Source organism: Chitinophaga sp. sic0106 (assembly GCF_019219075.1).
In the GTDB taxonomy this organism is placed as follows: domain Bacteria; phylum Bacteroidota; class Bacteroidia; order Chitinophagales; family Chitinophagaceae; genus Chitinophaga.
On the sequence record NZ_JAHUWJ010000001.1, the window covers coordinates 309649 to 330697 of the forward strand.

Here is a 21049-nt window from a genome sequence, read left to right on the forward strand (position 1 = left end):
GGTATGAAGATACAAAACCCATTATTTATAACAGTTCAGGCTTACTTATGTTGTATCAGGGCTATAAACAACCAGTCTCCCGGCCTGGTGGGACGGGAGACTGGCAATAGTATACGCATCAACGTTAGCGCGCGTTTATTTCAAGAATATTACTGGTTAGGGCAGTGGCACGTGGAACCAAATTTAATCCCACGGTCATCAGGTAATCGCCGCTATAAGTTTGATTGAATTTCAGATTAGAATTAGTGCCCGGAAGGAGGTTTATTTCTTTCACCGTGTAGAACTGCTGAGGATCCAGTCCCTGCAGCTTTACGTTGGCAAATACTTCTTTTCTGCGTACGTTCATGAGGTAGTTAAACACAATCGCTTTTTTCTTGTATGTATCTACATATTGAAACACGGCTCTTTCTTCTTCATAAGGAGAAATAATGCGATAAAGATCACCATACCATATGATATCACGTATACGGTTATACGTTTTTACAGCTTGCTGACTGAATTGCATTTCTTTATCAGTGAAGGCATCTACTTTTATATCATACCCTAGCTTGCCCATCATAGCCACGTCTGTCCTGAATTTCAGGGATTGCTTTCCCCAGTTGGTTACGTGTGCTGCCATGGTAATGGACGGGAAGAAATGGCTGTAGCCATACTGTATATAAATACGTTCCAGGCCATCGGTGTTATCACTTGGCCAGAATTCGGTGAAGTACTTCATAGCCCCATAATCTGTGCGGCCGCCACCACCGGAGCACAGCATAATTGGCAGGTGTGGATATTTAGCTCTGACGCGGTCCATTACTTTATAGAATCCACGTACAAAATCCACGAACAGCTGCGACTGATTTTCTTTCAGGTAAGGGCTGTAGGTATTGGTCATCATACGGTTACAATCCCATTTGATGTAGGCGATACCTGGATTTTGGGACATGGTTTTATCTACAATGCCGTATACGAAGTCCTGCACTGCCGGGTTGGTAAGATCCAGTACCATCTGGTTGCGGTAGTAATGTTCGCCTCGGTTAGGCAGGCGCAGTATCCAATCCGGATGTTGTGTATAGAGTTCGCTTTTAGGATTCACCATTTCAGGCTCCAGCCAGATACCGAATTTAACACCTTGTTTTTCAGCAGCTTTCACGAGGTAGCCCAGCCCGTCGGGGAGTTTGGTTTTGTTGGGTTCCCAGTCGCCCAGGCCTGCGTTATCCGCATTCCGAGGGTATTTATTAGCAAACCAGCCATCATCGAGGAGGAACATATCCACACCGAGTTTGGCCGCGCCGCTGAATAATTCGGTGAGGCGTTCCTGGTTGAAGTCCATACCGGTAGCCTCCCAGTTATTGAGCAGTGTAAGGCGGGGGGTATGACCATCCAGGATACCGTATTTAACAGCCCAGTGATGGAGATTACGGCTGGCAGCGCCTTTACCGGTATTAGACCAGGTGAAGATGAATGCCGGCGTGGTAAACACCTCTTTAGGCTGCAGGAGGTAGTCGGAAGCATACGGATTGATGCCGGCATTTACATGCAGGGCATTGAGCTGATCTATTTCAAAAGCGAAGCGGAAGTTACCCGTCCAGGCGAGTGTACCTGCGAGCACATCGCCACTGTTTTCTGCGGCGGCTTTATCGAGGGAGAGGAGGAACATGGGCGACATATACATGTTGGCGCGACTCCCCAACTTACTATCCAGTATTTTCATACCGGCGGTAAGTGGTTGTTCTTCCATTTTAGCTTCGCTGGCCCAATCGCCATGAAATTGGGTGAGGTAATATTTTTCTGCATTGAAATGCAGCATAGCGCTGGAGTAGTTGGTCAGGCGGAGGGCTTTCTTTTCCTGGTGTTTGATTTCTGCCCATGCTTTTATTACATCTTCCTTATAAAAGCTTTCGAAATGGAGTATAACGTCTACCGGGTATACGGGATCTTTTAAGGAGATGGTGGTATGGGTAGTGTTATCATCCGGCTTGTTGACCTGGTGGGATACGTAACGTAATTCCAGGGAGGGGTTGCCATCGTTATGAACCATGCGGATGGCGGGTTCCAGCAGGCTTTCTAGTCCGGCTGTTACATAGGCTTCCTGTGTGGAGCGGATGGTTGTATCGGCGCTTTCAGGTAGCAGTTTTGAACCGAGGTATTGCTGGATGAGCCGTCCCTGGTTGTTGGTGGAATAGAGCAGGCTAACGTTGCTGGTGGCAATGCGTATGAGCTGTCGTTGTGCATAGCTGCTGCCGGATGTGAGTATCAGCACCAGAAAGAGTAGTTTCTTCATGCGTATTTTTTTCTAACGGGAGATTATAAGCGTACAAAATACAAATAAAAGAAAAGGAAGGGGTGATTGATTTTAGAGGGATAGTGGAAATTCCCTCAATAAAGAAGAGTTTGTTAACAACCAGTAAACAAATCGCTAGTACATAAGGTGTTAATTGCAAAAAGGAACCCTTAATAATAACCATAAGACCATGTTTGTTACCCGACAAAAGCTATTTGCGTTGGTGAGCATGCCACATAGTGGCATTTATGACGCCGCTCACAGAATTTTCCAGCGGTCAAGTTTTTTCCCATTCAAGGGGCCGATCCGGTGCGCCGGGTTCCGGGAGGAATTATTTGCCGTTTTAAACGTGCATAACTATCGGTTACCGACCCGCGATTACCTTCGGTACATGAGGCGTTTCATCCGCCGTCATGGCGGAAAGGAGATGCACCTGGTGCTGAATCTGGTGATGTACCAGGAGGGTCCGCATGCCATTGGGGAGATTATTCGGGAGCTGAACCGGTCCGGCCTTAATATTCATTATCTGGTGATGACGAGCAATTATGTCACCAGGGAGGTGTTGGCGCCATCAGCGGTGGCGGCTTTTGAGGGGCTGGTAAAGCAGGGGGTGATTCATGTGAATGAAACTCTGGTGATGGGATCGCAGGTAAGACTGGACCAGCGGGCAGAGGAGCTGCGTGAGCTGATCAGGCAGGTACTGTCTTCGTAGTAGCGGTTCCGTTAGGTCGCTTTAACATGAAAACGCGTTTAAAGCGGCTAAAATGAATTGTTTTCCTTTTTGGGTATACCCAAGAGGCGGGGAGGTATTTGTCTGATTTTAGGGCATTGGAGCTGGTTTTTATGGGATTATTTGGGAGAGATGAGATGCCGGAGGTGGTTTATACTTCCGGTAGGGGATGTTTTGTTTTATGAGTGAGTACCGGATTGAGTTTTATGGGGAGATGTAAACCCGGCCAGGGCAACTGGCCGGGTAGGGGAATTATTGTCTGTGATATTTCCTTATTTCTTTCCTTCTACCACAGCCAGGTTATTGACCAGCCGCCATTCATTATCTGTATCCAGTACCAAAGAATTATAGGAAACAAAATAGTTTTCCGCGCTTTCCAGGCGTAGTTTTACCATGGCAATGGTGCCACTTTCATCTATTGATTCAATCACCATTTTCCTCGGCAGACCACCGAAGATCCCGTCACGAATATTCTGCAGGTATTTTTCCTTTCCGATAATGGTTACGCCCGGCGTTCCCATAAAACCATTGTTGGTAACCCGGAAGTCTTTGTGCAGTACTTTGTCTAATAATGCTACATCGCTGTTGTCGCCGCCTTTTACGAAGTTGATGATGGCTTGTTCTATATTCTTTGACATTTTAAATCTTTTTTATGGTGAGTGTTTGTTGCTTAGTTGTTTAACCAGTTGCGGAAAAGTTTATTCAGTAAAGGAACGAGACCATAAAACATCAACGGTACAGCGATGACAGTCATGATCAGGGTTCTGATATATAAAGGAAGGTGGATCAGGTATTCTCCCAATGACATCGTTAATATCGTTATCAAAGGATAGATGGCCAGCCAGATGATAAAGGCTCTTTTGTGGTGCTCGTTTGGTTTCATGTATCAGGGTTTTTATTGTTTATGATTGTTATGATAGCAAGACAAACGGCGGGATTAAAACGTGACAACTATTTCAAAAAAGCTGCAAAATTTTTTAAGGATTGAATTTTCAGGTAATTGATATAATGGAAAAGCGGGGAGTATGGATCATGTTGAATATATGGGGGATTAATAATACGGACCCAAACCGGCCGCCAAGAAAGGTCTGAAAACACAAAAGGTCATCTTTCGATGACCTTTTTCTGAGTGGTGTGAGGCGGGATCGAACCGCCGACACAAGGATTTTCAGTCCTTTGCTCTACCGACTGAGCTACCGCACCATCTTTTTATTTTGTGTCCCTCTCGTGTGATGGGATTGCAAAAGTACAATAAAAATTGATTCTGCAAAATTTTTTTTCAAAATGCTATAAAAAAACTTTTTCATCGAGGATGGCAGACCACAACTGATGCCGCCAAACCAGCGACTGCTGGGCGTATTGAGCAGCTTCATTCCATTTTTGCTCATCGTTGCCGCAAAGCTCCTGCACCATCTGCATCGCTAATTGACTGTGATGATCACCATCTACTTCAATATGTCTTTCCAGATAATAAATGAAAGTAGTCAGCTTGCCCGGGAATTTTTTATCCAGCTCTTTTACGAGTGCATAAAACATATCCGGGATAAGGTCTTCCCTGCCAAAAGTAAATACAGCAGCCATGATGTGTGCCTTCCCGGAAGCGATCACCTCAAATGTAAAACGGAGAAAACCTTTTACTCCCTCCGGTAATTCAGCGGCTGCAATACTGTCTTTTATATTGTTGCCTGCCAATGCACCATTGATCAGCGACTGTATGCCGGAAGTATCTGCACCGGCTTGTTGCATGGCCTTTTCGTATAGTTCGAAATGGCTGCAACGGTTACCGTCCATATCTACATCACTTTCTTCTCCCGTCACAATTTCATTGATCAGGTAGCGGGTGGCAGCACTGCCCTTTGGCACCCAAGGTACATCTACACAGGTGAGTTGCTGTTGCAGTCCCTTCAGGAGCGACATAAAATCCCACACTGCAAATACATGGTATTGCATGAATGTGCGGACATCATCCAGCGATTGTAATTGTGCATAAAGCGGGTGTGCAACTACCTGCGCTCTGGCAGGAGCAATAGTTTCCTGAATCTTTGTTATGCTCATAAGGTGGTTTCGATATACTTAGTTCCCGTACTCTACCAGGAATTTAATACGCATCAGTTTCAGCTGCTCCAGGGTGTAGTCGTTTTCAATCAGCTCCTCGCGGGCAAGGGCCAGACTGGAAGTTTCACAACCTTTGAAGTATTCCATGATTTCGTCCTGTGCATAGTCGTCCAGCTCTTCGTCCAGGCAATAATCCACATTCAGTTTGGTGCCGCTGGCTACGATAGTTTCCATTTCGTCCAGCAGTTTTGGAATAGTAAGCTCTTTGTTTTTGGCAATGGTTTCCAGCGGGATTTTTTTATCGATATTCTGAATGATAAATACTTTCAGGCCGCTTTTATTCACCACGCTTTTCATGACGAAATCATCCGGTTTGGTGATATCGTTTTCTTCTACGTATTTGGCGATAACGTCTACGAATTTTTTACCGTAGCGCATGGCTTTTCCCTTGCTCACGCCCTGGATTTTTTCCAGTTCCTGAACAGTGGTCGGGTATTGGGTAGCCATATCTTCCAGGGATGTTTCCAGGAAAATTACAAATGGCGGGAGATTTCTTTCTTTGGATACTTTCTTGCGCAGTTCTTTCAGCAGTTCAAACAATACCGGATCGGCGGATGCCTGCTGGGCAGTTGCTTCATCCTCTTCGTCGCTGTGTTCTTCATCAAACTGATGATTGAGTGCCACCATGATGGAATAAGGCTTCTTCAGGAATTTGATTCCTTTTTCTGTTACTTTCAGAAGGCCGTACTCTTCAATATCTTTGTCAATCAATCCTTCCAGCATCATCTGACGGAGCAGTGAATTCCAGAAGTGTGCATCAAATTCTTTTCCTTCTCCGAAGATTTCGAGCTGATCGTGGCGATAGGTGGCAATTTGAGGGCCTGTTTTGCCTGTGATGATATTTACCACATAGTCGGAACCAAAGCGCTCTTCCAGTGCCTGAATCGCCTTTAAAGCTATCACAACGCGGTTCTTCACCTCAATCTTCTCCTTAGGATTACGGCAGTTATCGCACTGTCCGCAATCTTCGGTTTCATATTTTTCTCCGAAGTAGTGGAGGATCACCTTGCGGCGGCAAACAGCGCTTTCAGCATAGGCAACGGTTTCGTTGATCAGCTGGGCACCCATTTCACGCTCGCTCAATGGTTTATCACGCATGAGGTGCTCCAGTTTCTGCACATCCTGATGGGAGTAAAAGCAGATACAGTTGCCCTCGAGGCCGTCGCGACCAGCACGTCCTGTTTCCTGGTAATAGTTTTCCAGGCTTTTTGGAATGTTATAGTGTATTACAAAGCGCACGTCCGGCTTATCGATACCCATACCGAATGCGATCGTAGCTACGATCACTTCCACATCTTCATGGAGGAACATATCCTGGCGCTGCGCCCTGGTTGTAGGGTCCAGGCCGGCATGATAGGCTACTGCCTTAATATTGTTGGCTACCAGCATGTCGGCCAGTTCTTCTGTGGTTTTGCGGTTCAGGGTATAGATGATACCGCTTTTGCCTTTATGCTGGTGGATGTATTTTACAATTTCCTTGATGGTAACATCTTTCTTACGTTTCTGCCGGATCTCATAGTAGAGGTTAGGGCGGTTAAAGGAAGATATAAAGATGTTCGGTGTATTAAGGCCGAGGTTTTTGACAATATCGCTCTGTACTTTAGGAGTGGCAGTAGCCGTCAGTGCGATGATTGGCAGGTTATCGGATATTTGTTCGATCATTTCCTTCAGCCGGCGGTATTCCGGTCTGAAATCATGCCCCCATTCAGAAATACAGTGTGCCTCATCCACCGCGATGAATGAGATTTCAAGATCCCTGAAAAAATCCAGATTTTCCTGTTTGGTCAGCGTTTCCGGTGCTACGTACAGCATTTTAGTTTTGCCGGAAAGCAGGTCCGTCCGTACTTTCTTGATCTGCGCCTTCGAAAGGGTAGAGTTTAGAAAATGCGCCACGTTATCCTTACTGCTGTAACCTCGAATCAGGTCTACCTGGTTTTTCATTAAAGCAATAAGGGGGGAAACAATGAGTGCGCAGCCAGGACTCATCAGAGCTGGCAACTGGTAACATAACGACTTTCCTCCACCGGTTGGCATGATCACAAATGTATCTTTGCCAGACAGGATGCTATTTATAATGATTTCCTGATTTCCTTTAAAGGAATCGAACCCGAAATGTTCGCGTAATGCATCCATCAAACTTTCCTTAACAACAGCCATTGCATTTCATTTTATACGGTAAACTCTAAAGAACTAACAAATGACAAATTTAGTTTATATGTTTTTTAGGGGACACGAAGTTACTTAAAAAAGTGCGGACGGGCAATATTAAATAAGTAGAGTTCCCTCGCTGGGTAAAAAATGATAAATTTGTAAATCGTCATGAAAAGGAATTTAACTATAGATATAGGTCAGGTTGCCAAACGCACAATAGCAGTGGAAGCATCAGCTATCAATGATTTGCAGCAGTTTATAGATGCAGATTTTGAAAAGGTGGTGGAATTGATTGCCACCTGCACCGGTCGCCTCGTAGTAACAGGTATCGGAAAAAGTGCAATTATTGGCCAAAAAATAGTTGCTACCCTGAATTCTACAGGTACACCGGCGCTGTTTATGCACGCCGCTGATGCCATTCACGGGGACCTTGGCATGATCCGCCAGGAAGATATAGTAATGTGTATCTCCAAAAGCGGGACTTCTGCTGAAATTAAAGTACTGGTACCTCTGGTCAAAAACTTTGGTAACATCCTGGTGGCTATGGTGGGTAATACCACCTCTTTTTTAGCCACAGAAGCCGATTACGTGTTAAATACCACCGTTACCCAGGAGGCCTGCCCCAATAACCTGGCACCTACCACCAGCACCACCGCACAGCTGGTAATGGGAGATGCCCTGGCAGTTTGCCTGATTGAATGGCACGGTTTTACCGCTGCTGATTTTGCCAAGTTCCACCCGGGCGGAGCATTAGGAAAAAAATTATATCTTAAAGTACAGGATCTCTGCAAACTGCATGAAGCACCTAAGGTATTGTTGACCAGTTCTTTGAGAGATGTAATTGTAGAGATTTCCTCCAAAATGCTGGGCGTAACTGCTGTGCTGGATAACCAGGGAAAGCTCTGCGGTATTATCACCGATGGGGATTTGCGCAGAATGCTGGAGAAAAATGTACACACGGCGCAAGTTACCGCCAGGGATATCATGTCCAGCCACCCTAAAACTATTCAGCAGGATGAGCTGGCTATCAACGCCCTGGAAATGATGCGCAATAATGATATCACACAGCTGCTGGCTATGGATGGGGACAACTACTGTGGTATCATACATTTACATGATTTAATCAGAGAAGGAATTATATAAAATGACACAACTTAACAGCCACTTTTATGTGGCAATAATGGCAGGTGGCATTGGAAGTCGTTTTTGGCCCCATAGTCGTACTGATAATCCCAAGCAATTCCTCGACATCCTGAATACGGGGAAAACGCTCTTACAGTGGACTTATGAAAGATTTGCCCAATTTATTCCGAAAGGAAATATTTATGTTGTTACCCATCACCAGTATACCTCCAAAGTTGCCGAGCAATTACCGGAGCTGCCGCTGGCTAACATCGTAAGTGAACCTTCCCGGAAGAATACCGCCCCCTGCGTGGCTTACATCTCCCATAAAATAAATAAGCAGGACCCATTGGCTAATTTCATTTGTGCCCCGGCAGATCACCTGATCATGGACCCAACAGCCTTTACCAATGCCTGCCTCAACGCACTGCTGTTTGTGCAAAAGCACAGCGCACTGCTCACACTCGGTATCAAGCCTACCCGCCCCGACACCGGCTATGGCTATATACAGTTTGAACCACAGCAGGTGGCCGATGATGTATACCCGGTAAAAACATTTACAGAAAAGCCGAACCTGGAACTGGCGAAAACATTCATTCAAAGTGGCGACTTCCTCTGGAACGCCGGCATCTTTTTATGGAATGTAAAAACCATCCTCGCCGCTTTCAAAAAATACCTGCCAGAAATTGACGAATTGTTTGAGGCCAGTACACCATACCTCAACACTGCAGAAGAAAAAGAAGCGATAGAAAAAGTATATCCGCAATGCACCAACATCTCCATAGATTATGGTATCATGGAAAAAGCGGATAATGTATATGTAATCCCCGCCAATTTTGGCTGGAGCGACCTGGGAACGTGGGCCTCCGCTTACGAAAATATTGAAAAAGATTACCTCGGAAATGCCGTACAAGGAAAGAATGTTGTGGTGATTGACGCTACCAAATGTATGGTTAAGGTTCCTAATGAAAAGTTGGTATTGCTGCAAGGGCTGGATGAAATGATCGTGATTGATACACCTGATGTACTGCTGATCGCCAAAAAGGATCACGAACAGCAGATCAAGGATTATGTGGCAGAAATCAAGAGAAACAAAGGCGAAAAGTTTTTATAAGCAAACACTATGTCTAAGCTGCCCAACGTAGGCACCACGATCTTTTCTGTTATGTCGGCCCTGGCCGCAGAAAATAAAGCCATCAACCTTTCGCAGGGATTCCCTGATTTTGATTGCAGTGATGAGCTCAAAGCATTTGTAAACGAAGCCATGCAGCAAGGGCATAACCAGTATGCACCGATGCCTGGCCTAATGCAACTGCGCAGCGCCATTGCCGGTAAGGTGGAAAGCCTTTACCAGCAAAAGGTAGATCCGGATTCAGAAATTACCATTACACCCGGAGGTACTTACGCCATCTTTACCGCAATAGCAGCGTATATCCGTCCGGGTGATGAAGTAATTATCTTTGAACCTGCATACGACAGCTATATTCCCAATGTATTGGTAAATGGCGGAAAGCCGGTGCTGATACCGCTTTCATTCCCGGATTACCGTATCAACTGGGAAGAGGTGAGAAATAAAATCACCCCTAAAACCCGCATGATTATGGTGAATACTCCCCATAATCCTACCGGCAGTATTTTACAGGAAAATGATATTGCAGAACTGGAGAAACTGGTGGCGGAATTTGACCTGCTGGTATTATCAGATGAGGTGTATGAACACCTGGTATACGACGGTGAGTTGCACCACAGCATCCTGCGCTACCCCAATATCTTCCGCAACAGCTTTGTGACGTTTTCTTTCGGAAAGGTATTCCATAATACAGGCTGGAAAATGGGCTACTGTATTGCACCTAAGCACCTCATGCAGGAGTATAGAAAAGTACATCAGTTCCTGTGCTTTTCTGTCAACACTCCCATGCAATACGGACTGGCAAACTTTCTCGAAACACCTTCCCATTACCTGGAATTACCTGCTTTCTATCAACAGAAAAGAGATTACTTCCTGGAACTGATGCACCATACGCGATTCACGCCGCTGGCCAGCAAAGGCAGTTATTTTCAGCTGATGAAATACGACAGAATTTCAGATGAGGGAGATAAGGAGTTCGCAAAGAGAATTACGCGCGAGTTTGGCGTGGCAGCTATTCCCGTTTCTGCATTTTATGAAAACGGGAAAGATGATCATGTGGTAAGATTCTGTTTTGCAAAGAAACAAGAGACGCTCGAGGCGGCTGCCGCGCGCCTGGCAAAGATTTAATTCAAGTATTTATAATAGAAGAGGAGGCAGTTAATAACCTGTCGGACAATCACCCCTAATAAGATTATCCGAACCGGTTACTAACGCCTCCATTCTTATTTGAACACAGACATTCCTCTTTGTATATAAAAGGCAGTGTGGTTTACACTGCTACTGCTTCCTGCTCATACTTTCCTTCCAGGATCAGTGTATGATCCATAAAGGAAACCAGGCCGGTTTCTACATCATAGGAAGCGCCGATAATGCCAATTTCACCTTTCAGGATCATATCGCGCAGGATCAGGCTTTGTTCCATGATGGCCTGTACAGAACGTTCTACGTGCAGTCTGGATACAGCTTCCACAAACTCATGGTTATGTGAATTTCTTTCACCAGGTACATTTTTAACGGCAAATACAGCAGGAGTAATCTTACCCAACAAAGCCGTGAGGTTGCCCAGTTCTACGTGGTCGCACGCACCTTTGATGGCACCACATTTAGTATGGCCCAGTACCACGATGAATTTGGAACCGGCTACTTTGCAGGCGTATTCCAGGCTTCCCAGTACATTTTCAGAAATCACATTACCTGCCAGGCGAATGCTGAAGATATCGCCCAGGCCCTGATCAAAGATCAGTTCGGCGGAGGTGCGGGAATCCATGCAGCTTACGATGGCCGCCATTGGCCACTGGCCGTTGGAAGTATCGTTCATCATTTGCAGGAGGTTACGGTTGATACCCAGGTTTTCCACAAAGCGGAGGTTACCGGCTTTCAGTAATTCCAATGCCTGCTGTGGAGTAATATTTGCCTGTGCTTCTTTATTGAGTGTTTTCATTTTTTTCACTTTTAATTAGTTTGTTAATAATCAATGATGAAGGGCATGGCTTCCGTGTTTTCTCCTATCATCATTATGCATCATTTTAGTTCAGTTGTAATTCCTTCAGTAAATCGTTATGATTGCCTGACGCGATCGTGTGCACGTGCCCGTTAGTGATGCGGGTCTGCTGCTCATTGGTCAGAGAAGGAGAGTTCTGAATCTTGTAAACATCTTTGAATCCTGTGAGCACCACCTGAATATTTTTCTGAGGTGCTTTGATTTCTTTAAACTCCCTGATGGTCTGCAAAACATCGAAATCGATATACGCTGTTTTATTAGCATCGATGATGACGGTAGTATTAGCAGGGAGGTGATCCAGTGTCAGCAGGATGCTGGCTTTATTGAGGAAGGAAACTTCCTGTGCCAGTTCCAGTCTGATGCTATCGCCGGACTGATATTTCTCTTTTCTGAAGTAGTAAGAGCTTTTGATATTACCACGCAGGATGGCGAGTACGCTTACTGCCATACCCAGGGCAATACCAATCAGCAGGTCAGTAAACACGATGGCCACCACGGTTACCACGAAAGGCACCCATTGGTATTTACCGTTTTTGAACATTTCCTTGAAAATGGAAATTTTACAAAGCTTATAACCTGTTACCAGCAGTACGGCGGCCAGTGTAGCCAGCGGGATCATGTTCAGGAAAGGTGCGATCAGCGCAGTACAAACCAGGAGTAAAATACCGTGCGTCATGGTTGCTACCTTAGTGCGACCGCCTGCGTTGATGTTAGCGCTGGAGCGTACGATTACTGAAGTGATAGGCAAACCACCGATCAAACCACTGATGATATTACCAATACCCTGGGCTTTCAGCTCACGGTTAGGAGAGGTATAGCGTTTCAGTGGGTCCAGTTTATCGGTAGCTTCTACGTTCAGCAAGGTTTCTATGGATGCCACAATTGCTACAGTTGCGGCAGTGATCCATACTTCCTTATTAGTAATGGCGGAAAATCTTGGCAAGGTAAATTGTCCGAGGAAGTCATTAAAACTTTCCGGAACCGGTAATCTTACCAGGTGGTTGTCGCCCAATGCCAGCACGGCGCTACCTGAGAAGGCCATATTTAGCAGGATACCTGCGATTACGGCTACCAGTGGCGCCGGCACGACGCTGACTTTGGGTAATTTGCTCCAATACAGAATAATTAAAATCGAAAGGATGGTTATAATGGTAGCCCCTAGGCTGATATGGTTCAAAGCGGCAAGCAGCGTGTTTTCAGCGTCTATGAACTCATAGGTGCTTTCACTGCTTTTGTCGTAGCCAAAGGCGTATGGCAGCTGTTTCATAATAATGATGATACCGATGGCGGTCAGCATCCCCGTGATAACGTTCGACGGGAAGTAGTTGGCCACCGTTCCGGCTTTCAGCAGGCCGAAGGTCAGCTGAATGGCACCGGCAATCACTATACTCAACAGGAAAATATCGAATGCACCCAGTTTGGTAATAGCGGCGAGTACTACGGCGGTCAAACCGGCTGCGGGTCCGCTCACACTAAGGTTGGAACCACTAAAGAAGCCGATCACGATACCACCAATGATACCGGCGATCATACCGGAGAACAGGGGCGCACCGGATGCCAGGGCTATACCCAGACAAAGGGGTACAGCGATGAGAAAAACCACAAGACCCGCAGAGAGGTCGCCTTTTATATTTGAGAAGATGGAAGTCTGTTTGTTCATGGCATTAGATTTTTCACTTTAGGAATCACGCTTCCGGATAGCAATACGCGAGTACTGCAACCGTGGAAGATTACCTACAGGAATAATGAGCTACATAGAACGGACTTGATTATCGGTGATACACACAGGTACGTTGAATGGTACATGTATGGACACACGTGTCCGCGTAGCGACAAATGAGCGTTAAATAAAAATGTTCGGTTAAGACTGTACGATAGCGTGCGTGTACAGTGTTGTTGTACTATGAATTATAATCAGGCAAGGATGCCATTTGGAGGGGGGCAGTGTATTTCCTGGGCAGGACTGCTGGGAATATCTTCGTTGGAATGAAAGCGGTTCAGTTTAACTTCCAGTAGCAGATTCCCTCGCAGGAGGTCATCTGCATGATGGCAGAATTTGAGTTCCTTGGCGAGTTTTAAATGGTCGCCACCTTCCACTGGATGTTCTTCTACAATCTGATTATTGAACAGTATTTTCCCTACCTCCTTTATCGGAAGGAATTGTGACACCATCAGTGTCAATAGGAATATACCAATCGCCCTTTTCATCTTAAAAGTCAAAGCTATGAAGGAATTATCTATAATTCACTTCTTCTGCTAATTGTTCAATACATGTGTTTACGTCCAATACAAATGTAAATTAGGGAGTTGAGAAATAATATCACTAATCCATTAAAAAAATGTTAAAGCGTTTTAACAGATTTTCATCCCTATTATATTACCGCTCATCCTAATTAATTGAATTAATAATATTCTATATATATCTGGGGAGATGTAAACCCAGCATGGGTTTATAGTACAAGTAGAGGTAATATTTATAACAAGTTATTTTGTTTTCCATGGTATTGTGTATTGCATAGTAGTGTAAAAGTCGTATGTTTGTATCGTAAAGTTGAAATAGCTATCACAACCACCATTAATAATTATTAAAGCTCACTTGCCATGAACATCGACAACACACAATCACAGATGAGAAAGGGCGTGCTGGAGTTTTGCATCTTGTCCATTATCAAGCAGGGAGAAGCTTACCCATCAGATATAATAGAGAAGATGAAAGAAGCGAAGCTGGATATTCTGGAGGGAACACTTTATCCTTTGCTGACAAGACTCAAAAACGCGGAATTGCTTACCTACCGCTGGGTAGAAAGTAGCTCCGGACCCCCTCGTAAATATTTTTCCATGACCGAAAAAGGAGAACTCTTTTATAAGGAACTGGAAAGCACCTGGAACGAACTGGCCAATGCCGTTCACCAGCTCACACAAAATAGTAGTACCATTTAATCAACCTTTTACCTAAGACCTAAACCCAAAAGAAATGAAAAAGATTATTAACATAAACCTGTCCGGCAGACTTATTCCCATCGAGGATAGTGCCTACGAGGTACTTCGCCAGTACCTAGACAGCCTTAAGCGCTATTTTGCGAAAGAGGAAGGTGGCGACGAGATCGTGACGGACATCGAAGCACGTATTGCGGAGCTGTTCAACGATAAATTGAAAAACGGTGCACATTGCATTACTGATGCGGATGTGGAAACAGTTAAACTGTCGATGGGTACCCCGGAGCAGTTTGATGAAGATGCGCCCAAAGACCAGCAACAACAACAGCAAGGCTTTACCAATGCTGCCAATGCCGGTCCACGCCCGCGTAAACGCTTCTACCGCGATCCGGAAGATAAAGTAGTGAGTGGTGTATGCGGTGGCTTAGGTGCTTACTTTAATGTAGACCCTGTTGTATTCCGTATCATATTCACCTTACTGGTGCTCGGCTCCTTTGGTGCCGCTGCCATCGTATACATCGTGTTGTGGGTTTCCGCTCCTTATGCGGAAACCTCCGCCGAAAAGCTGGAAATGAGAGGAGAGAAGGTAGATCTTAATAACATTAAGAATACCGTGCAGGAAGAAATGCACAATGTGAAAAACCAGTTTACCAAAGCAGGAAATGATATCAAAAATTTTTCTCAGGGCCGCGGAAGGCAAATAGGTAACGATATTGAAAGATTCTTCCTCAGCTTCTTCAGAGGGTTGGGAAAAGTAATTGTAGCCATCACCAAAAGCTTCTTTATTTTCTTTGCAGTGGTAATCCTGTTCTGTCTTATTGTAACAGGTATTGCGCTCATCGTTTCTTCCGCGGCCCTTGTGCCATTGCAACACCTCCTTTTTGCTAACAGTACACAGGTTGTAATGTTCTGGGGTAGCTTAGGCCTCATCATCGGTATACCGGTGCTGGCCCTGGTCATCTTCCTGGTACGTAAAGCCACCGGCGCCAAACAAACATCCCGCTTTGTAGCACCTACCCTGGCTTTCCTGTGGATCATCGGTCTGGTAACCGCCGCGGGTCTGGCGTCTTCCTTCGTAAGAGATTTACGCAGAAGTACTACCACCACCGAAGTATTCACCGTGGCACAGCCACCCGCTGGCAAGCTCCTCGTGAAACTGGCAGATAAAGATTATATCTACCACGAAGATGATGATATCGAATTCGGCATCTTCGATGAAGATGTACGCATCACCGGAGATACCACCGTTATCAACGATATCCGCGTACGCCTCGAAAAAAGCAATACGGACAGTTTCCAGGTGGAAGTAATGCGCTACGCAAAAGGCCGCACCAACAGTGAAGCCGCTGTCAACGCAGGAGATATTGTGTTCCAGTTATCCCAACAGGATTCTGTACTCTACATCCCACGCGGATTTGGCCTCAAAGAAGGCGCCCGCTACCGTGTGCAGCGTGTAATTGTGGTCATCAAAGTGCCTAAAGGCAAAAACATTGATGTGGATAACGAAGTATATCGCCGCTTCTCATTCAGATCCCACAGCAAATACGATGATGATTATTTCTATGACCGCGTATGGCAGGATGAAGATGGTCGCAGCTCACTGGAGGTTGCTCCCGACGGCGAAATCAGGGAAAAGAATAAAACCCTCCCTGCCAACAAAGATTCATTAGAAACCAACTATAAATATCACAGCAGTTTTAACATTGCTTTGCCAGCCCCAAATACCGCCCAGGAGCCTGCGTAAACGGTCTCCGAAAATCAATACGGTAGTCTTACTAAATTGATTGTAAGAGTGTTATAAATTAAACTATCGGCCATGCTGTACTTCGTGTCACAGCATGGCTTTTTGTTTGCCACTCATCGCTTTTTTCCCGATTGGATCATTCCCCCTGCTTTTTAATGTTTAACTTTGCGCATTCGGCAATAATCATATTATTAAACAACAGGATAGGTAAGGAATGCAGGATTCATTAAACATCGCGCTGGTAGGAAACCCGAATAGTGGAAAAAGCTCCCTTTTTAATGCGCTTACAGGCCTGAACCAGAAAGTAGGCAACTTTCCGGGCGTGACGGTCGACAAAAAGACGGGTGTGGCAACCATTGCATCCGGACTTACGGCCAATGTGATTGACCTGCCAGGTACCTATTCCCTGTATCCCAAGAGTGCCGATGAATATGTTACCTACGATGTTCTGATCAACGTAAACGCTTCCGAAGCGCCGGATATGGTCATCATTGTAGCAGATGCCTCCAACCTGAAACGCAACCTGCTCTTCTGCTCCCAGATCATAGACCTGAAAATGCCGGTGATCATTGCCCTCACCATGATGGATATAGCCCGCAAGAAAGGCGTGGAAATCGATCTGGATGGCCTGGAAAGAGAACTGGGTGTGCCGGTGGTGGCCATCAACCCAAGAAAAAATAAAGGTCTCACCGACCTTAAAAAAATCATAGAGCAAACCGCAAAAGGAAACTATGCTGCACCTGCCCGTGATTTTATCAACAATACTGCGCTGGCAAAAGAAACCATCGAGGCGGTAAAAAAATTTACCCTTTGCAGAAGTGACTATGCCGCCCTGCACGTAGCTGTTAACAGCGATGAACTCAGCTTCCTCAACGGCGGACAAAAGCAGGCGATCAAAACAGCTGTACAGCAGCACCAGTTTAATAAAACCAAGGTACAGGCAGAAGAAATCATGCAGCGATACGCCCGTATCAAGCAAATCATGAAAGCTACCGTGGTGGAAGCCGATCCTTTACAGAAACAACTGCGTTCTGAAAAAATCGACGACCTGCTGCTGCACCGCTTCTGGGGGTATGTGATCCTGCTGGTAGTGATGTTCCTGTTGTTCCAGAGCATCTTCTGGCTGGCAAGCTATCCACAGGACTGGATTGAATCCATTTTCGGCAACCTGGGCGGATGGCTATCATCTGCCTTACCGGAAAATAAAGTGACAGACCTGCTCATCAATGGCATCCTGGCCGGTATTGGCGGCTTTGCTGTATTCGTACCACAAATTGCCATACTCTTCGGGTTAATCACCATCCTGGAAGATACCGGCTATATGGCCCGCATCAGCTTCCTGACGGACCGCCTCATGCGCCAGGTAGGCCTTAACGGTAAATCAGTAATGCCGCTGATCAGTGGGGTAGCCTGTGCCGTACCTGCCATCATGGCCACCAGAACCATCGAAAACAAGAAAGAACGCCTTATCACCATCCTGGTAACGCCGCTCATGAGCTGCTCCGCCAGGCTGCCAATTTATACCATGATGATCGCCCTGGTAATACCGGATAAGCGATTCCTCGGCATCCTCAGCCTGCAGGGGCTGGCCATGATGGGCCTGTATCTCCTCGGTTTCTTTATGGCCATCTTTATTGCCGCGTTGATGAAACTGTTTGTGCGCATCCGGGAAAAAAGCTACTTCATCATGGAGCTGCCGGTGTACAGAGCGCCAAGATGGAAAAACGTGGGCATCACCATGCTGGAGAAATCCAAGATCTTTGTGACCGATGCCGGTAAAATCATCGTGGTGATTTCCGTGATCCTCTGGTTCCTGGCTTCTTACGGACCAGCTAAACGCATGGACCCCCTGCATCAGAAATATGAATCCCAACTGGCTGCTGTACCTGCCGATTCACCGGCGGCCGACAGCCTCAATCACTTATACTCTTCCGAAAAACTGGCTAACTCCTATGCCGGTATTCTCGGTCACGCTATCGAACCGGCTATCGCGCCACTGGGCTTTGACTGGAAAATGGGTATCTCCCTGATTACCTCCTTCGCCGCCAGAGAAGTGTTTGTGGGCACCATGGCTACGCTTTACAGCGTAGGAGAAAATGAGGATGATAACAATGCCACCCTCCGGGAGAAAATGGCATCTGCCAAAAGACCAGACGGCACCCCGGTATACACCCTGGCTACAGGCCTATCACTCATGATATTCTATGCCTTCGCCATGCAATGTATGAGTACCCTGGCCATCGTGAAAAGAGAAACAAAGTCATGGAAGATACCGGTGTTCCAGTTTACCTACATGACCGCACTGGCCTATATTTGCAGTTTCATCGTTTATCAGATTTTTAAATAAGGCTGCCCGATAATTAGGTACATTGCAGTAAATGTTATGTACTATGAAATGGCTCCTTTTCTGCACCGGCATCCTGTTTTCAATGCAGGTGGCGGGGCAGACAGATTCTGTACAACTGATGAAAGACATCAGTACCCTCGCCGACGATAAATATGAAGGCCGTAAAACCGGTACTGCCGGCAACCGCCAGGCGCAGTTTTACCTGCTCAAACGATTTGGCGAAGCTGGGCTGCAACCCTATCACAATACTTTCGAATATCCTTTCTATTTCAAACGTGGCGAAACCAATATCATGGGCACTAACCTGTACGGCTATATTCCGGGCAGCGATAGTACAGTGATCGTGATTTCTGCGCACTATGATCACGTAGGCATTGGCAGGCCTAATCAGCAGCAGGATAGTATTTATAACGGGGCAGATGATAATGCCTCCGGCATAGGTGGTTTATTAGCCATCGCCAGTTACTTCAAACAACACCCGCCCAGGCATACCCTGATATTCCTGGCTGCCGATGGAGAAGAAATGGGGCTGCAGGGCGCCAAAGCCTTTGTGGCACGGCCTCCGGTGCCATTGCAGGATATAGTGCTGAATATCAACATGGACATGATTGCCCACAACGACAAAAATGAACTCTATGCCTGCGGCCCAACGGTGCACCCGGAATTGAAGCCGGCGGTTGAAAAAGTAGCAGCGCGCAGCAATATTAAATTGCTGATCGGGCATGATACGCCAGGTACCGGCGCCGATAACTGGATCAATCAGAGCGATCAGGGAGCTTTTAACCAGGTGAAGATTCCGTTTATTTATTTTGGGGTGGAGGATCATGAAGATTATCATAAACCCTCCGATGAGTATAAAACAATTAATAATTCCTTCTATTTCAATGCAGTAAATACTATTCTGGCTGTAATCAGGGAACTTGACTAAAAAAGTTTAGGGAGAGATATAGCACTGGCTGCGCTATATCTCTCCCTAAAATATTAAAAGTCCCCGGCTTCTATTTCACTTTTGGAAATATCATGCCTTTAAACTGATTCGCCTTATTATAAAACCTTGAAATCCTTCCCAGTCTGTTGGACTCAGGAGCGGCCATTCTGCCCAGTGCACTTGCAGGTACGCCCATATCAGTGAGTGCAGCTCTCAGCATCGGGTCCTGGAAACTTCCCCAGTCATAGGCGTAGTCATCGCCTGCCTGCACGTTTGGTGTAAAGCCATCAAAGTAATCACCCTCGTTTTTGGAATTTAAAGACTGCATGTTAATACTGTACATATCGATAGCCCCGATGGTAACCGCGATGAATCCTACCGGCTTACCGTAAGAGGTACTACCAACCATATGTGGATTCATGGATGGTTTCAGCACGTTAAACAGCAGTTCGCTGGATGAAGCGGTATTGCCAGTCATGATAAAGCTCAGGTTAGTGAGCGTGAGGCCTCCCGTTGCGCCGAAATTGGTTTTAGCGTAGGTGGTGGCTTCTGAATAAAAGATTTCAGACCAGAGCTCATCCGGATAGTCCGGAACCGCTTTCATGGTTTTAAAGAACCAATTAAAGTTTTTATTGGTGACCCTGGAATTGAAAACAGTGGAATACATCAGCTGGTTAGCAACGGAGGCCGGAGCGAGTTTGCCTGCCAGATATTCTGCGGTGGAAACGTAGCCGCCGCCATTGTAGCGGAGGTCAATTACTACCTTGGTTACACCGGCTGTTTTGAAATCGTTGAAGATGGTTTCAAATTGGGATTTAACCACGTCCAATGCCACGAAGGAGTTGAATACGATATAACCGATTTTGCTTCCTCCCAGGTCATACACTTTACTGAAGAGGATAGGGTTTAAGTTGTATTGCGCTGACGTGATAGTGCTGGTGATTGTGGTGCCATCCGGTTTAGTGAATACAAAATTAGCGGATGCTGCGCTGAAGGCTTTGTTGAGCACATCTTCCGTGGCCTGGTTGCCGTAGGTGAAGGAAGTGGTGCCATTTACGGCCGACATCTTCCAGCCTCTTTTAATACCGGCTTTATCCGCAGGGGAGCCTGGGTATACATACACCACGCGTAGCTCTGAGGTGGTTTGCCAGCCTATCTGGAAGCCGAGGTCGCCGGCATGGCCCTGCAGTACGTCTGCGGTGGTACCATCGTCGAGGAAGCTGTATTTATCCAGGTTGCCACCATTGCTTTTCTTTTTGAAGCCAATGAGGGAGTCGAACATGGTATACGGGCTGCTGTAGCTGTTCGGCTTAAAAGTAGCCGAGTCAGGAACAGCATCTGTCCACAAATAAATGTCTTTAAAAATATTATATATACTATCGTTTGTAGATATAGCAGTTGAATCCCGGCCAGTGTTGGGGTTTCTGGCCATATCCTTACTACAGGCGGCCAGCAGGAGGCTAATCATGGTAACGCCGGTCAGCAGGCGCCACAAAAGATTTGGTTGCATATGCAAAGTTTAAAGCATGTGAAAGGTGTATTCCGTATAGATAACGCTAAAGCTTAAACGATAAT

General features: G+C 46.0%; 17 protein-coding genes and 1 tRNA gene. 8 read left to right on the forward strand and 10 right to left on the reverse strand.

Going from position 1 to position 21049, the window contains the following annotated elements:
• Positions 1-124: 124 nt before the first annotated feature.
• Positions 125-2269: an alpha-galactosidase gene (locus KW844_RS01255; RefSeq protein WP_218374893.1), complete on the reverse strand. Its 2145-nt coding sequence runs from the start codon at positions 2267-2269 to the stop codon at positions 125-127.
• 391 nt (positions 2270-2660) lie between these two features.
• Between KW844_RS01255 and KW844_RS01260 the strand changes: the two genes are divergently transcribed.
• Positions 2661-2981, forward strand: coding sequence for a hypothetical protein (locus KW844_RS01260; RefSeq protein ID WP_218374894.1), 321 nt, complete (start codon positions 2661-2663; stop codon positions 2979-2981).
• 290 nt (positions 2982-3271) lie between these two features.
• On the opposite strand, the gene KW844_RS01265 is transcribed toward KW844_RS01260, so the two are convergent.
• From KW844_RS01265 to recQ, 5 genes are all read right to left on the reverse strand, one after another.
• Positions 3272-3637, reverse strand: coding sequence for a nuclear transport factor 2 family protein (locus KW844_RS01265; RefSeq protein ID WP_218374895.1), 366 nt, complete (start codon positions 3635-3637; stop codon positions 3272-3274).
• 32 nt (positions 3638-3669) lie between these two features.
• Positions 3670-3882 carry a hypothetical protein gene (locus KW844_RS01270; RefSeq protein ID WP_218374896.1) on the reverse strand — a complete coding sequence of 71 codons (213 nt, stop codon included), beginning with the start codon at positions 3880-3882 and terminating at the stop codon, positions 3670-3672.
• Between the two features lie 247 nt (positions 3883-4129).
• A tRNA-Phe gene (locus tag KW844_RS01275) sits at positions 4130-4202 on the reverse strand.
• An 84-nt stretch (positions 4203-4286) separates the two neighbouring features.
• Complete coding sequence (locus KW844_RS01280; protein WP_218374897.1) at positions 4287-5054, reverse strand: DUF3050 domain-containing protein; 768 nt, start codon at positions 5052-5054, stop codon at positions 4287-4289.
• 18 nt (positions 5055-5072) lie between these two features.
• Positions 5073-7271 carry a DNA helicase RecQ gene (recQ, locus tag KW844_RS01285; protein ID WP_218374898.1) on the reverse strand — a complete coding sequence of 733 codons (2199 nt, stop codon included), beginning with the start codon at positions 7269-7271 and terminating at the stop codon, positions 5073-5075.
• Positions 7272-7433: 162 nt separating this feature from the next.
• On the opposite strand from recQ, the gene KW844_RS01290 reads away from it, so the two are divergent.
• From KW844_RS01290 to KW844_RS01300, 3 genes are read left to right on the forward strand one after another with little or no spacing between them, the layout of a single operon-like run.
• Entirely contained in the window at positions 7434-8408 is a 975-nt protein-coding gene (locus KW844_RS01290) for an SIS domain-containing protein (RefSeq protein ID WP_218374899.1), read from the forward strand.
• A gap of 1 nt (position 8409) precedes the next feature.
• Positions 8410-9501 carry a mannose-1-phosphate guanylyltransferase gene (locus KW844_RS01295; RefSeq protein WP_218374900.1) on the forward strand — a complete coding sequence of 364 codons (1092 nt, stop codon included), beginning with the start codon at positions 8410-8412 and terminating at the stop codon, positions 9499-9501.
• Positions 9502-9510: 9 nt separating this feature from the next.
• Positions 9511-10644, forward strand: coding sequence for a methionine aminotransferase (locus KW844_RS01300; RefSeq protein WP_218374901.1), 1134 nt, complete (start codon positions 9511-9513; stop codon positions 10642-10644).
• Positions 10645-10786: 142 nt separating this feature from the next.
• On the opposite strand, the gene KW844_RS01305 is transcribed toward KW844_RS01300, so the two are convergent.
• The 3 genes from KW844_RS01305 to KW844_RS01315 form a co-directional block, all read right to left on the reverse strand.
• Positions 10787-11458 carry a carbonic anhydrase family protein gene (locus KW844_RS01305; protein ID WP_218374902.1) on the reverse strand — a complete coding sequence of 224 codons (672 nt, stop codon included), beginning with the start codon at positions 11456-11458 and terminating at the stop codon, positions 10787-10789.
• 85 nt (positions 11459-11543) lie between these two features.
• Positions 11544-13178, reverse strand: coding sequence for a SulP family inorganic anion transporter (locus KW844_RS01310; protein ID WP_218374903.1), 1635 nt, complete (start codon positions 13176-13178; stop codon positions 11544-11546).
• Between the two features lie 254 nt (positions 13179-13432).
• On the reverse strand, positions 13433-13726 hold the full coding sequence (locus KW844_RS01315; protein ID WP_218374904.1) for a hypothetical protein: 294 nt from the start codon (positions 13724-13726) through the stop codon (positions 13433-13435).
• 393 nt (positions 13727-14119) lie between these two features.
• Between KW844_RS01315 and KW844_RS01320 the strand changes: the two genes are divergently transcribed.
• The 4 genes from KW844_RS01320 to KW844_RS01335 all read left to right on the forward strand — a co-directional run bounded on the left by KW844_RS01320 (position 14120) and on the right by KW844_RS01335 (position 19474).
• The gene (locus KW844_RS01320) at positions 14120-14458 is read left to right on the forward strand and encodes a PadR family transcriptional regulator (RefSeq protein WP_073082650.1); all 339 of its coding nucleotides are present in this window, start codon (positions 14120-14122) and stop codon (positions 14456-14458) included.
• Positions 14459-14492: 34 nt separating this feature from the next.
• The gene (locus KW844_RS01325) at positions 14493-16199 is read left to right on the forward strand and encodes a PspC domain-containing protein (RefSeq protein WP_255578094.1); all 1707 of its coding nucleotides are present in this window, start codon (positions 14493-14495) and stop codon (positions 16197-16199) included.
• A gap of 214 nt (positions 16200-16413) precedes the next feature.
• A complete protein-coding gene (gene feoB / locus KW844_RS01330) occupies positions 16414-18546 on the forward strand; it encodes a ferrous iron transport protein B (RefSeq protein WP_218374905.1) in 2133 nt (710 codons plus the stop codon).
• Positions 18547-18589: 43 nt separating this feature from the next.
• Positions 18590-19474, forward strand: coding sequence for a M28 family peptidase (locus tag KW844_RS01335; RefSeq protein ID WP_218374906.1), 885 nt, complete (start codon positions 18590-18592; stop codon positions 19472-19474).
• A 70-nt stretch (positions 19475-19544) separates the two neighbouring features.
• On the opposite strand, the gene KW844_RS01340 is transcribed toward KW844_RS01335, so the two are convergent.
• The gene (locus KW844_RS01340; RefSeq protein WP_218374907.1) at positions 19545-20984 is read right to left on the reverse strand and encodes a S41 family peptidase; all 1440 of its coding nucleotides are present in this window, start codon (positions 20982-20984) and stop codon (positions 19545-19547) included.
• Positions 20985-21049 lie beyond the last annotated feature (65 nt).